Annotated in this window: 15 protein-coding genes, 1 pseudogene and 2 riboswitches; of the genes and pseudogenes, 11 read left to right on the forward strand and 5 right to left on the reverse strand. The window is 35.6% G+C overall.

Features of this window, described 5'->3' with window-relative positions; genetic code table 11:
- Positions 1 to 57: 57 nt before the first annotated feature.
- A riboswitch (SAM riboswitch) is annotated at positions 58 to 163 on the reverse strand.
- Positions 164 to 227: 64 nt separating this feature from the next.
- On the reverse strand, positions 228 to 1406 hold the full coding sequence (locus tag ACFVQC_RS04405) for a pyridoxal phosphate-dependent aminotransferase (protein WP_377897496.1): 1179 nt from the start codon (positions 1404 to 1406) through the stop codon (positions 228 to 230).
- A 14-nt stretch (positions 1407 to 1420) separates the two neighbouring features.
- Here ACFVQC_RS04405 and ACFVQC_RS04410 point away from each other — a divergent pair, with 14 nt between their 5' ends.
- The 4 genes from ACFVQC_RS04410 (at position 1421) to ACFVQC_RS04425 (ending at position 5058) form a co-directional block, all read left to right on the forward strand.
- Positions 1421 to 2284, forward strand: coding sequence for a carbon-nitrogen family hydrolase (locus ACFVQC_RS04410; RefSeq protein ID WP_377898130.1), 864 nt, complete (start codon positions 1421 to 1423; stop codon positions 2282 to 2284).
- Positions 2285 to 2356: 72 nt separating this feature from the next.
- Positions 2357 to 2497: riboswitch (SAM riboswitch) on the forward strand.
- Between the two features lie 90 nt (positions 2498 to 2587).
- Positions 2588 to 3769: an S-methyl-5-thioribose kinase gene (mtnK, locus tag ACFVQC_RS04415; protein WP_377897498.1), complete on the forward strand. Its 1182-nt coding sequence runs from the start codon at positions 2588 to 2590 to the stop codon at positions 3767 to 3769.
- A complete protein-coding gene (gene mtnA, locus ACFVQC_RS04420; RefSeq protein ID WP_377897499.1) occupies positions 3766 to 4821 on the forward strand; it encodes an S-methyl-5-thioribose-1-phosphate isomerase in 1056 nt (351 codons plus the stop codon). Before mtnK ends, mtnA begins: the two co-directional genes overlap by 4 nt.
- Positions 4822 to 4896: 75 nt before the next feature.
- A complete protein-coding gene (locus tag ACFVQC_RS04425; RefSeq protein WP_219919914.1) occupies positions 4897 to 5058 on the forward strand; it encodes a YvrJ family protein in 162 nt (53 codons plus the stop codon).
- Between the two features lie 34 nt (positions 5059 to 5092).
- On the opposite strand, the gene ACFVQC_RS04430 is transcribed toward ACFVQC_RS04425, so the two are convergent.
- Positions 5093 to 5869 (reverse strand): 3-hydroxybutyrate dehydrogenase, encoded by a 777-nt coding sequence (locus ACFVQC_RS04430; RefSeq protein WP_219919910.1) that lies wholly within the window; start codon positions 5867 to 5869, stop codon positions 5093 to 5095.
- A gap of 196 nt (positions 5870 to 6065) precedes the next feature.
- Between ACFVQC_RS04430 and ACFVQC_RS04435 the strand changes: the two genes are divergently transcribed.
- The 4 genes from ACFVQC_RS04435 (at position 6066) to ACFVQC_RS04450 (ending at position 8302) form a co-directional block, all read left to right on the forward strand.
- Positions 6066 to 6398, forward strand: a complete 333-nt coding sequence (locus ACFVQC_RS04435; protein WP_000107974.1) for a PadR family transcriptional regulator — start codon at positions 6066 to 6068, stop codon at positions 6396 to 6398.
- Positions 6398 to 7165 carry a DUF1129 domain-containing protein gene (locus ACFVQC_RS04440; RefSeq protein ID WP_377897502.1) on the forward strand — a complete coding sequence of 256 codons (768 nt, stop codon included), beginning with the start codon at positions 6398 to 6400 and terminating at the stop codon, positions 7163 to 7165. Before ACFVQC_RS04435 ends, ACFVQC_RS04440 begins: the two co-directional genes overlap by 1 nt.
- 13 nt (positions 7166 to 7178) lie before the next feature.
- Positions 7179 to 7940 carry a DUF1129 domain-containing protein gene (locus ACFVQC_RS04445; RefSeq protein WP_377897504.1) on the forward strand — a complete coding sequence of 254 codons (762 nt, stop codon included), beginning with the start codon at positions 7179 to 7181 and terminating at the stop codon, positions 7938 to 7940.
- Positions 7941 to 8002: 62 nt separating this feature from the next.
- Positions 8003 to 8302 (forward strand): DNA-binding protein, encoded by a 300-nt coding sequence (locus tag ACFVQC_RS04450; RefSeq protein WP_377897505.1) that lies wholly within the window; start codon positions 8003 to 8005, stop codon positions 8300 to 8302.
- 15 nt (positions 8303 to 8317) lie between these two features.
- On the opposite strand, the gene ACFVQC_RS04455 is transcribed toward ACFVQC_RS04450, so the two are convergent.
- A complete protein-coding gene (locus tag ACFVQC_RS04455; protein ID WP_215573804.1) occupies positions 8318 to 8935 on the reverse strand; it encodes a DUF955 domain-containing protein in 618 nt (205 codons plus the stop codon).
- A gap of 176 nt (positions 8936 to 9111) precedes the next feature.
- Here ACFVQC_RS04455 and ACFVQC_RS04460 point away from each other — a divergent pair, with 176 nt between their 5' ends.
- The 3 genes from ACFVQC_RS04460 to ACFVQC_RS04470 all read left to right on the forward strand — a co-directional run bounded on the left by ACFVQC_RS04460 (position 9112) and on the right by ACFVQC_RS04470 (position 11430).
- A complete protein-coding gene (locus ACFVQC_RS04460) occupies positions 9112 to 9405 on the forward strand; it encodes a DUF3928 family protein (RefSeq protein ID WP_000288333.1) in 294 nt (97 codons plus the stop codon).
- Positions 9406 to 9666: 261 nt separating this feature from the next.
- Positions 9667 to 10116 (forward strand): NUDIX hydrolase, encoded by a 450-nt coding sequence (locus ACFVQC_RS04465; RefSeq protein ID WP_002145954.1) that lies wholly within the window; start codon positions 9667 to 9669, stop codon positions 10114 to 10116.
- 138 nt (positions 10117 to 10254) lie between these two features.
- Positions 10255 to 11430 carry an acetyl-CoA C-acetyltransferase gene (locus ACFVQC_RS04470; protein ID WP_377892791.1) on the forward strand — a complete coding sequence of 392 codons (1176 nt, stop codon included), beginning with the start codon at positions 10255 to 10257 and terminating at the stop codon, positions 11428 to 11430.
- 28 nt (positions 11431 to 11458) lie between these two features.
- Here the strand turns inward: ACFVQC_RS04470 and ACFVQC_RS04475 are convergent, their stop codons facing one another.
- Together ACFVQC_RS04475 and ACFVQC_RS04480 are read right to left on the reverse strand one after the other, a co-directional pair.
- Positions 11459 to 12184 carry an AAA family ATPase gene (locus ACFVQC_RS04475; protein WP_377892793.1) on the reverse strand — a complete coding sequence of 242 codons (726 nt, stop codon included), beginning with the start codon at positions 12182 to 12184 and terminating at the stop codon, positions 11459 to 11461.
- Between the two features lie 10 nt (positions 12185 to 12194).
- A pseudogene (locus ACFVQC_RS04480) lies at positions 12195 to 12453 on the reverse strand (hypothetical protein).
- Positions 12454 to 12524 lie beyond the last annotated feature (71 nt).

Below are 12524 nucleotides of genomic sequence, written 5' to 3' on the forward strand. Positions count from 1 at the left end.
ACCTCCTAGTTAAATAAAAAAACCTCTCAGCTAAGGAGAGGTTTTTTTACAACCAGCTCCTTATCTGTCAGCATAACGCTGCGAGAATTAGCACCGTGTCTACAATTGTAGATCGGTTGCCGGGTTTCGTCGGGCTCGTCCCTCCACCTGCTCTTGATAAGAAGTATTTAGAAATGTTTAAATTTTTAAGATAACTGAATTTTGTCAGATATTTTTCATGTTGTCAATTACTTTTTGAAAAAATTTAATTTATCAATTCGATTAATGGCTTCTCGTAATCTATCTTCTGTATGTAAGAGGCCAACACGAACATACCCTTCGCCATGTTCACCAAATCCAACACCAGGAGCAACTGCAACGTGTGCTTTTTCTAGTAAAATATTAGAAAATTGCTCAGATGTATAACCTTCTGGTACAGGAAGCCATGCAAAGAATGATCCGGTTGGAATGTCCACATTCCAACCAATTGAGTGACAAGCTGAAATAAGAGAGTTTCTACGAGATTCGTAACTATTTACAAGGTCTACGACGCAAGACTGTGAACTTAATAGTGCTTCACGGGCAGCATCTTGAACTGCACCAAAAATACTAACATACATATGATCTTGTAATAAGTTAATTGTTTCAATCACACTTTCATTCCCCACAGCAAAAGCGATGCGCCATCCAGCCATATTGAAAGTTTTCGATAGAGTGTAAATTTCAATACCTGTATCTTTAGCGCCGTCTGCTTGCAAGAAACTAACAGGTTTTTGACCATCGAATCCAATCGCACCGTAAGCGAAATCATGAACGACTAATATATTATGTTCATTAGCAAAATGAATCGTTGCATCAAAGAAATCTTTTGATGCAGTAGCACCAGTAGGATTGTTTGGGTAATTTAAAAACATTAACTTTGCACGCTCAGCGATAGTGTCATCAATTTTCGTATAATCCGGTAAAAAATTATTTTCTGCAAGTAGCGGCATTGTTTGAAATTGTGCTTTTGCTAAAGCAACTCCTGATAAATAATCTGGATATCCTGGATCTGGAACGAGAATGGTATCGCCAGGGTTTGTAAAACAAATTGGTAATTCTACTAATCCGGCCTTTCCGCCAAACAAAATAGCAACTTCTGTTTTGGGATTTAATTCTACGCCGTATTCACGTTGATAGAATGTTGCCACAGCTTCTTTTAAACTTTCATGTCCGCGAAATGGCGGATATTTATGATGAATGGCCTTTTCAGCAGCGTCTTGTAAAGCTTTTACGATATGCTGCGGTGTTGGTTGATCTGGATTACCTTGTCCTAGATTAATAACATCGTGACCTGCTGCAACGACTTTGTTAACTTTTGCAACAAGTGAAGCGAAAAATTGTGTTGGCAATGATGTTACTATCTCAGAAGGTTGAAATAATTTCATACTTTCCACCTCTTTTGAAAGTTGTTACAATTCTAGTGACAAATGATATAATCTTTCCAGTATTTTGTAAAGAAAAAATTAAGAATGGGGCTGACAAAATGAAAGTCGCATGTATTCAAATGGATATTGTCTTTGGAGATGTAGAAAAAAATATTGAGAATGCTAAAAATAAAATAAGTGAAGCGATGAAAGAAAGACCAGATGTTATTGTCTTACCAGAACTGTGGACAACAGGATATGATTTAACGAGGCTTTCTGAAATTGCAGATAGGGATGGAGTAGAAACGAAAGAAAAGCTGAAAGAATGGTCGAAACAATATGGTGTACATATTGTCGGTGGTTCTATAGCGAAGCAAACAGGTCAAGGTGTTACAAATACAATGTATGTTGTAACTAATAAAGGTCAGCTAGTCAATGAATATAGTAAAGTGCATTTATTTCAGCTTATGGATGAACATAAATATTTAATCGCTGGAAATAGTACAGGCGAATTTAAGCTAGATGATGTAGAGTGCGCCGGTACAATTTGTTATGACATTCGTTTTCCGGAGTGGATGCGTGTTCATACTGCTAAAGGTGCAAAAGTTTTATTTGTTGTAGCAGAATGGCCATTAGTTCGTTTAGCTCATTGGCGTTTGCTATTGCAAGCAAGAGCAGTTGAAAACCAGTGTTATGTTGTTGCGTGTAATAGGTCAGGAAAGGATCCGAATAATGAGTTTGCAGGTCATTCTCTAATTGTAGATCCTTGGGGTGAAGTTGTAGTAGAGGCAAATGAAGAGGAATCCATTTTATTTGGAGAACTTATATTTGAGAAGATTAAAGAGGTGCGTAAAGGAATTCCAGTTTTTGCAGATCGCCGTCCAGAATTATACAAATAAAATGTTGACAAGTGATTTTTATTCTTGGTATAGTCTTCAACATAAAGTTAAAAATTCTAAAAAATTATATAACTCTTATCAAGAGCAGGTGGAGGGATTTGGCCCGATGAAGCCCAGCAACCGACCGTAATACCATTGTGAAATGGGGCGTTTATGACGCCAAAAGGCACGGTGCTAATTCCAGCAGAAAGTAAAATTTCTGGCAGATAAGAGGGGAGAAGATAAACTTCAAACCTCTTTCTTAGTGGAAAGAGGTTTTTCTGCGTTAGAAAAACCTCTGAATTTAAAAAGGAGGAAAAGACGATGGGATATTATTCATTAACAGAAGTAACAGCTGTACAATATGCGAAAGAACATGGCTATTTTGAAAAGAAAGCGAATGTAGTTTGTCATGAAATCGGAGATGGAAATTTAAATTACGTGTTCAAATTAGATGATGGAGAGAGATCAATTATAATAAAACAAGCACTTCCATATGCGAAAGTAGTTGGTGAGAGCTGGCCGTTGTCTATAAAAAGAGCAACGATTGAAAGCAAGGCATTACAAATTTTTGCGAAGTATGTACCAGATTATGTTCCGGTAGTGTACAGTCATGATGAAGAGTTAGCAGTTACAGTAATAGAAGACTTATCAAGACTAACAATTACACGAAAAGGATTAATAAATGGAGAAGGATATCCACTTCTATCCCAGCATATCGGTCGTTTTCTAGCGCATGTTTTATTTTATACTTCAGATTTCGGTTTACAGTCAGAAGAGAAAAGGTTACTAGAAGGTACATTTGTAAATCCAGACCTTAGTAAAATTACAGAAGATTTAGTTTTTACTGATCCGTTTGGACATTACGATACGAATGATTATGAGTCAGATTTACAGTCAGTGATTGATGAACTTTGGAGTGATAAAACTTTAAAACTAAAAGTAGCACAATATAAATATAAGTTTTTAACGAGAAAAGAAGCGCTTATTCATGGTGATTTACATACTGGTAGTATTTTTTCATCACCTTCTGAAACGAAAGTGATTGATCCAGAATTTGCAACGTACGGTCCATTTGGATTTGATATCGGTCAATTTATTGCAAATCTATTATTAAATGCTTTATCTAGAGAAGAAGAAAAGAGAAGTGTACTATTTTTCCATATAGAAAAGACATGGAGTTATTTTGTAGAAACTTTTACGAAGTTATGGATTGGAGAAGGTGTAGAAGCATATACGAAAGAAAAACAATGGTTACCAATTATTTTGCAAAATATCTTTACTGATGCCGTCGGGTTTGCCGGATGTGAACTGATTCGTAGAACAATTGGCTTAGCTCATGTAGCGGATTTAGATGGAATAGCAAATAAAGAAAAAAGAATTCAAGCTAAGAAGCAAGCGCTGTACTTAGGAAAAGAACTAATAAAATATGAATCTAAGTGTGCTGATATTCAACTGTTTCGAACATTATTTCAACAGACAGTTTCAGGAGGCATAAAAGCATGAGTACAATTGTAACTGTTCCGAGGTCTGTAAGTTGGAAAGGTGATACAATTGCGGTATTAAATCAAACAAAGCTGCCTCATAGTACAGAATACAAAACGTTAACGACTATTGAAGAGGTATGGAAAAGTATCATTATGTTAGAAATACGCGGAGCACCTGCAATTGGAATTGTAGCTGCGTTTGGTTTGGCGCTTGCGGCAAAGAAATACGATGCTACAAATATCGATGAATTTCAAAAGAAGTTTAATAGAGATTGTAACTATTTGGGGACATCACGCCCGACGGCAGTCAATTTATTTTGGGCAATTGATCGCATGAGAGAAGCTATACGAAGAATTGCTACAATAAAAGAAGCACAAAAAATATTAGAAGAAGAAGCACTTTGTATTCAGCAAGAGGATGAAAAGGTATGCCGAAGTATTGGAGAACATGCTCTAACATGTTTTAAAGACGGTGATAAGATTTTAACAATTTGTAACGCTGGAAGTATTGCAACTGCTAGATATGGAACTGCATTAGCACCGTTTTATATTGGGAAAGAGAAAGGTGTGCGTTTACATGCGTATGCGTGTGAAACGAGACCAGTTTTACAAGGTGGTCGTTTAACGACATGGGAATTGAAGCAAGCAGACATTGATGTAACGCTTATTACGGATAATACTGCAGCACATGCAATTCGAACGAAAGAAATCAATGCGATTATCGTAGGGGCAGATCGAATCGTTGAAAACGGTGATACTGCTAATAAAATTGGAACATTAAATTTAGCTATATTAGCAAAGTATTTCGGTATCCCATTTTACGTTGCAGCACCGTTATCTACATTTGATACTACGAAACAAACAGGTGCTGAAATTGTCATTGAAGAAAGAGATGAAGCAGAAGTTACGAAAATTTTTGGGAAACAAGTGGCGCCACTTGGAACGCCTGTATTTAACCCTGCATTTGATGTAACGCCGCATGAATTAATTACAGGAATTATAACTGAGGAAGGTATTTTACGTGGAGATTATAAGCAAGAAATTACATCATTATTTGAAAAAACAAGCTAATCACAAATAGCTTGTTTTTTTTATGCCTAAGATTCTCTTTTCCTCTTATTTATGTAATGAAGGGAGGAGAGAAGGATGGAAGAGTGGATCTCGATGATAGGTAATGTTGGGTTTCCAATTGTTGTAACAATATATTTACTACATCGTATTGAAAGTAAATTAGACGGAGTAATTGTTGCAATTGAGAAACTCCCTCAACAATTACTAAAGTATGAAGATCCTCGCGATAGAAAGTAAAATAAAGTTTGCTCTTCGTGAGCAAACTTTATTTTTATTGAGCAGTATAACCACCGTCGATAACGACAGCTTGACCAGTTATGCCTTTTGCTTTTTCACTCGCTAAAAACATAGCATAATCAGCAATTTCTTGTACTTGTAACAACCGCTTCTGTGGTACAAGTGGATAAATAACATCTTCTAAAACATTTTCAAGTGGCACATTTCGTGTAGTAGCTAAATCCTCTAGTTGATTGCGTACAAGAGGGGTATCGACATAACCAGGACAAAGGGCATTTACAGTAATACCATGGGTAGCACCTTCTAAAGCGGCAACTTTTGTTAATCCAATTACGCCATGTTTTGCGCTATTGTAGGCAGCTTTTCCAGCGAATCCGACAAGGCCGTTAATAGAAGCGACGTTAATAATCCGGCCGTATTTTTGTTTTTTCATAATAGGAAAAGCGTGTTTGATGGCGATAAATGGAGCGATTTGCATAATTTTAATAAGAAGTTCGAATTTCTCAGTTGGAAAGTCTTCAATCGGTGAAACATGTTGCATTCCTGCATTGTTAATTAATACATCTAGTGAACCGAAATGACTAACTGTTTGAGAAAGCGCTGCTGTAATTTCTTCTTCAGATGTAACGTCACATTTTAAACCGATAGCTTGAAAGCCTTCTTTTTGTAATTGTTCAGCAGCTTCTTTCGCACGATCTTCAAGGCGATCAGTAATAACAACTTTTGCGCCTTCTTTTGCAAAAGCGTTCCCCATTTCATATCCAATACCACTAGCAGCACCTGTTAAAAAGACAACTCGATTTGTAACCATGATGAAAAACACTCCTTCATAATAAAAGTTCTCTTATTGCTCTATTTAGAGGGGGAACTACGAAATTCCTGCAAACATTTGGAAAAAAACCGTTAGCTATCTTGTTTTGCAAAATAGTCTCTGTTATACTATTTTGTAAAGCAAGATACTTACGCTTATCTATCTTGTAAAACAAGATAGTGGGAGGATTTGAATTATGTCGACAAGTCAAATGCTGAAAGGGATTTTAGAAGGATGCTTACTTGCTATTATTTCTGAAGGTGAAATATACGGTTATGAAATGAGTGAAAAGCTAGCAAAGTATGGTTTTACAATGGCGAGTGAGGGGAGTATTTATCCGTTGTTAATACGAATGCAAAAAGAGGGGCTAATATCAAGTGTAATGAAGGAATCTCCATCTGGTCCGAAACGGAAGTATTATACGTTAACAGAAAAGGGAGAAGATGAACTAGATGAATTTATGGGTCGCTGGGAAGCGATGCAAAGTAGTGTAGAACGTCTACTTGAAGGGAAGGGAAGGAGAAAATAATGCTATCAAGTGAAGCGCAAAAGTTTTTGTTAGATATGAGATTATTTTTGACCGCAAAGAGTGTGAAAGAAAGCGATATGGAAAGCTTTTTAGAAGATGCAGAGTTGCATTTAATAGAAGGTGAGAGTGACGGGAAAAGTGTAGAAGAAATTTTTGGAAGCTCGCCGAAAGAATATGCCAATGAACTTGTAAAAGTGATGGAAAGAGATAGACAGGAAACGTGGAAGCAAATTGGGTTTACGGTAATGAATATCGTTTCGTTTTGGATTATTGCTTCTATTTTAATAGTGAATAATGGAATTTTACAGATTTCACTTATTCAGTGCATTGGTTATAGTTTCACATTGATTTTAGCTGTAATGGGTCCCAATTTCTTGCTTCGTAAAATGACTTTTGTAACAAGTTTTACAAAAACATGGTTTTCTATGTGGTTTTTAGTCATGATTGCTCCAATGTTTTTATTAGGAGCGGTTACGATATTAGACGTGATATATCCTACAAAAATGATTACATTCACCCAAATGCAAAGTTATATATTAGCTGGTGGGATCTTTATCATCACATTAGCTATAAATATATATTTTACAGGATGGTTTAAAAACTTATATTTAATCATTCCTCTTTCTATTATGTTAGTATTTCAAACATTTACATCAGAAGATTTCGTGCCAATGTTATTTCAAATTATATGTTTATACGGAAGTTTGTTTATTTTAATTTTCCTTGAAATTATGATGAAGACGAATAGAAGAGAAACGGTTAAATAAGGGAGGGGTTATAATGCAAGTTTCTAAAGAAGGGGAAAAGTTTTTAATCGATACGAAAGTATATTTAATAACAAAAGGAATTAAAGAAGAAGATGTGGATACTTTTCTATTAGATGCAGAACTTCATCTAATAGAAGGTGAGAAAGAGGGAAAGACGGTAAGTGATATATTTGGTGATTCACCAAAAGCATACGCGGAAGAGTTAGCGAAAGAGATGGAGAAGGATAAAAGCGGGAGTATAAAGAGTATTTTAGGAATGATTATTGGTATCGGTGGATATTGGCTACTTACAAATATATTATTTGGAAGTCCAAATCATGAATTTATATTAACGAATGTGCAGTTGATTGGATATCCTATCGTCTTAATAATTACGATTATTGGAACAATTATTGCGTTTAGAATGTCTTCTTTTAAAAGTAAGTTAGTAGAATTTGGTATTATTTACATAATAGTAATGGTTCCTATTCTATTACTAGTGTTATTAATGTTTATGAATAAATGGTATGGGACACCTGTATTACAATTAACTACTATGCAAAGTTATATACTAGCTGGAATTGTCTTATTAGTATTGTTAATTGGGGAAGCGTACATACTTGGCTGGATTGGAATATTGGCTGTTATCGTACCGCTATTAATTATGTTTGTATTTAAAGAATTAGGAAAGCAAAACCCATATTGGGGAATACTAGAGCCTTTACTTTTATACGGAAGTTTATATGTATTAATGCGATGGTCTTTAAAAAATGAAGAACGGAAAAGTATAAACTAGCTGTACGATAGTAACAAGCAAACAATTAGCAAACGGAATTTTCTATTAAGAGGGGTACAAATATGCAAAATATATTTATATGTATATTAACCATTATGTTTCTAGGATTAGCAATATTAGGGATCTATACCGTTTTTACAAAAAAGATGCATGATGACTATTTTGATACTTTATTAGAAGATACATCAGGATATGTTTTGTTTTTCGGTTTAATAGGAAAAGGGCTGCTTTGGATATGCAAAAAAGTATTTCCAAAGAAATATTATATTGGGATTTTTAGAGGGACTACATTTACTTTTAGTTGTATGTTTTTATTTCTCGCAGCCGGTATTTGGTTTGTTGATTGGAATATGTTGTTTTAAACAGTAACAATATCGTTACTGTTTTTTTCTTTGTAATAAAGTGCTTTGTAAAGAGAGCGCTTTTTGTTCATTTGTTAATAATGAATTGATGTGAACCTGATCAGGACGAGGGACTATAGGGTACATAAGGTTTGAGGGAGAAGGGTGGTGTTCAGAACCAGTTGGAGAATGGGGATCTGCGTGCGTAAGTTTTCCATGAATTCGTCTTGTAAATAAAATGTGCCCAACTTCGTGAGCGAGGGTATATATGTTTTTCATTGGAGCGGCTGAATTTGTTAAAACGATATAACCAGTAAGTTGCTGTTGTTTCGCTAAGGAGTAAGCGCAGGCAATTACGGCAGTTTCCTTGAAATAATCACTGCCAATATAACAAATATAAAGGTCACATTCAGGAGCTTCGTTAACACAAGTTTGAAAAAAGGATGATAATTTTTCCTGACTTTGAATGGAGTTTTTATAACTAATTTCCCGATTAGAAAAACGGAAAAGTTCGTTTAGTACAATTACTTCTTTAATTTGAAATGTAATGGGATGCCAAATTGATTCTGCAACTGCTAAATCTTTTGCAATACGGTCGTCAGAAATATCGGCGCCTGGAGTAATGCAAACACATATATTAACGTATGAATCCATAAGGAACACCTCAAATGAAAAAATTCTTTCTATAATATATGTGGGGAAAGATTCTATGTATGGATAAACGCCTTGTTTATCGCACGAATATATATAATACAAGTCGAAAAAATTTCATAGTTCTATAACGTAGTATGGTCATCTTTTTGATATAGTAAAGAAAAGGGGGAGAATATATGTATACATTAAAAATCGTTTCAGACAGAGAAGCTCTTTATCAATTTGCGAGCTATGTAAGAGTTGTGCAAGGGGTTGAAGATGTATATGTAGAGGTGGGAGAACCTTTATATGAACATCCATTAATGAAGTTTTATGTACATATTACAATTGAAGAAACATATGATCAGCATAAAGCGTTACAAGAAATAGCTAGATTAGTAGAATTAGGGCGTTTTACGTATGTCCATTATAGCAATGAAGAAATTGAAGAAGCTTTTGAAGCTGTAAAATACGAAAGCTTTAAGAAATAAAGTGAAACTTTAATTAGTGGGGTTTTTGTCCATCCCCCACTGATTATTAGCCTTCACCAATCGGGCTTTTACGGGCAGCCCGACCCCCGCCTAACTTCTTTGCTTTCGCTGAATTTTGAGGTAGGGGTCTTACTGCCCGCAAATAGCGGGATAACGGTAAAAAAAGGAAGCGGAAGCTTCCTTTTTTATTGAAAATTACAGCAACAAAAGGAAGAGAATTTTGTTATGATAAGGAAGGGTGAGGAAAGGAGAGTTTACATATTGGGGTATATTGAAGAGTTACGCAAAGTAGTTGGTACGAGACCACTTATTTTAGTAGGATCAGCAATTATTATATTAAATGATAATCAAGAAGTATTGCTTCAATATCGTTCAGATACATATGATTGGGGTGTGCCTGGCGGGGCAATGGAACTGGGAGAAACGACAGAAGAAACTGCTCGTAGAGAATTATTCGAGGAGACGGGGTTAAGTGCAAAAATAATGCAATTTCTTGGTGTTCTTTCAGGAAAGGAAGTTTATTTCCGTTATCCAAATGGAGATGAAATTTTTAATGTGATTCATCTGTATCAGGCACATCATGTAAGCGGAGAATTAAAGCTCGATCATGAAGGGTTACAACTTCAATATTTTCCAGTAGACAAGTTACCGAAATTGAATGAAACGACAGAGAAGATATTACAAAAATTCCTATACGCATTGACAGAATAGAAGGTTAATTCCTTCTATTTTTATTATATTAAATATTTTGATTTTTTGGTATGTTTATAGTATGATAATTGTAGACATACAACTTATGGAATTTCACCTAAAACTTACTAGGGTACATAAGAGAGGGGCAAGTACAAAATGCATAATGTTGTCATTACAGCTGCAGTTCGTTCACCTATTGGAACTTTCGGAGGAGCACTAAAAAATATAACACCAGTAGAATTAGCTGTTCCTGTACTTCAGGAAGCTGTAAAAAGAGGCGGAGTAGAGCCACATGAAGTTGATGAAGTAATTTTAGGTCATTGTATTCAAAGAACTGATGAAGCAAATACGGCAAGAACAGCTGCATTAGCGGCAGGATTTCCTGACACAGTTACTGGTTATACAATTCAACGTCAATGTTCTTCAGGTATGCAAGCAATTATGTCTGCTGCAATGCAAATCCAATTAGGTGTAAGTGATATTGTTGTTGCAGGTGGAGTAGAAGCAATGAGCTCGAGCCCTTATGCATTAAAACAACACCGCTGGGGACAACGTCTACAGCACGGAGAAATTCGTGATACGGTGTGGGAAGTTTTAGAAGATCCGATTCACCATATTATGATGGGTGAAACAGCGGAAAATTTAGTTGAACAATATGAAATTACAAGAGAGGAACAAGATGAAGTTGCGCTTCGTAGTCATACATTAGCGCTGCAAGCGATTGAGTCTGGATACTTTGACGATCAAATTGTTCCTATTTCGATAAAAGAACGTAGAAAAGAAGTTGTATTTGCGAAGGATGAACATCCACGTGCAGATATTACAGCTGAAAAATTAGCAGGATTAAAACCAGCTTTCCGTAAAGATGGATCAGTAACTGCAGGGAATTCATCTGGTCTTAATGACGGAAGTGCCGTTTTAGTATTAATGAGTGAAGAAAAGGCGAAAGAAAAAGGTTTACAACCGTTAGCTCGAATTGTTGGATATTCAGTAGCAGGTGTAGATCCGAAAATTATGGGTATTGGACCAGCACCAGCAATTCGCAAAGGGTTAGAAAAAGTAGATTGGTCATTAGAAGATGCAGATTTACTTGAAATTAATGAAGCTTTCGCTGCACAATACCTAGCTGTAGAGAAAGAGTTAGGGTTAGACCGTGAGAAAGTGAATGTAAACGGTAGTGGTGTAGGACTTGGACATCCAATCGGTTGTACAGGAGCTCGTATCACTGTAAGTTTAATTCATGAATTAAAAAGACGTGGATTAGAAAAAGGAATTGCCTCTTTATGCGTCGGTGGCGGTATCGGGGTTGCCTTATTTATAGAAGCATTATAAAAAAGAAGCAGCGTTTGCTGCTTCTTTTTTACGACTCAAATAGATGATGAAATAATCGATCGCGATTTTCAAAGAAAAGTTTCGTCGTTTGATAATGCTCCGTTTCTTCTAATGTCGATTCGTGAATCCCTTCTTGAGTTAAAGAGTATATAGTAGATTCAGGATAAGCCATTAAAATGGGAGAATGCGTGGCAATAACAAATTGTGAACCTTGTTCAGCTAGTTCGTGCATGCGAATGAGCATTGAAAGTTGTCTCATCGGGGATAAAGCTGCCTCAGGCTCATCTAGAATGTATAAACCTTGTCCTGAAAACCGATTCATAAATAATGAGAAGAATGATTCGCCGTGTGATTGTTCGTGAAGTGAAACGCCACCGTAAGATTTTATAGCATCTATTTCATCGATATAAGAAGCAACGTTATAAAATGATTCAGCACGAAGAAAGAAGCCGTCGTTTGGTGTATTGAAACTTTTTGAAATTCGAAGATGTTCATGTAAAGATGAATGGGAATCATTTGTGCTAAAACGGAAATTCTTCGTTCCACCTTCTGCATTAAAACCTAAAGCAATTGCAATTGCTTCAAGTAGTGTTGATTTACCTGTCCCATTCTCTCCAATAATGAATGTTACATTTGGGTGGAAAGCTAGTGATTGTAAAGTTCGAATAGCGGGTAGACAGTAAGGGTATGTGGAAAAGCTAGGGATATTTTCTTTTTTTAATGTGACATTTTTTAAAAAGGGTACGTCAATCAATATATAAACCTCAATTCATAACGGATTTTGATTCTAAAAAAGCGGCAAATACTAATGTAAGACAACTTGCTAATAGTATTGTATATTGAAGTGCGCCAAAACCGAGACCTTCCCAGCCGAAAGCCATTCTCTTTCCTATAAAAATGATAAGAACGCTCATAAATCCATATATATTTTATAATTTTGTAGTGCTTCCATATAAAGAATCCGATGTATGTACTTAAAAACAATATAAACAAAACAAGAAAAAAGACAAGTGTTAATGACACGTGAACATCTCCTTATTTTCTGAATATTCCATGTGGATTATAACATTTAAACTATCATATTCCAATGTGAA

It is taken from the genome of Bacillus sp. NPDC057893 (assembly GCF_042796455.1).
Lineage (GTDB): Bacteria > Bacillota > Bacilli > Bacillales > Bacillaceae_G > Bacillus_A.

Coding starts and splice junctions, on each gene's coding strand:
- ACFVQC_RS04425 (WP_219919914.1), top strand. CDS start 4,897: ATGGAAGAGTGGATCTCGATGATAGGTAATGTTGGGTTTCCAATTGTT.
- ACFVQC_RS04440 (WP_377897502.1), top strand. CDS start 6,398: ATGCTATCAAGTGAAGCGCAAAAGTTTTTGTTAGATATGAGATTATTT.
- ACFVQC_RS04460 (WP_000288333.1), top strand. CDS start 9,112: ATGTATACATTAAAAATCGTTTCAGACAGAGAAGCTCTTTATCAATTT.
- ACFVQC_RS04450 (WP_377897505.1), top strand. CDS start 8,003: ATGCAAAATATATTTATATGTATATTAACCATTATGTTTCTAGGATTA.
- ACFVQC_RS04455 (WP_215573804.1), bottom strand. CDS start 8,935: ATGGATTCATACGTTAATATATGTGTTTGCATTACTCCAGGCGCCGAT.
- ACFVQC_RS04470 (WP_377892791.1), top strand. CDS start 10,255: ATGCATAATGTTGTCATTACAGCTGCAGTTCGTTCACCTATTGGAACT.
- ACFVQC_RS04405 (WP_377897496.1), bottom strand. CDS start 1,406: ATGAAATTATTTCAACCTTCTGAGATAGTAACATCATTGCCAACACAA.
- mtnK (WP_377897498.1), top strand. CDS start 2,588: ATGGGATATTATTCATTAACAGAAGTAACAGCTGTACAATATGCGAAA.
- mtnA (WP_377897499.1), top strand. CDS start 3,766: ATGAGTACAATTGTAACTGTTCCGAGGTCTGTAAGTTGGAAAGGTGAT.
- ACFVQC_RS04430 (WP_219919910.1), bottom strand. CDS start 5,869: ATGGTTACAAATCGAGTTGTCTTTTTAACAGGTGCTGCTAGTGGTATT.
- ACFVQC_RS04435 (WP_000107974.1), top strand. CDS start 6,066: ATGTCGACAAGTCAAATGCTGAAAGGGATTTTAGAAGGATGCTTACTT.
- ACFVQC_RS04445 (WP_377897504.1), top strand. CDS start 7,179: ATGCAAGTTTCTAAAGAAGGGGAAAAGTTTTTAATCGATACGAAAGTA.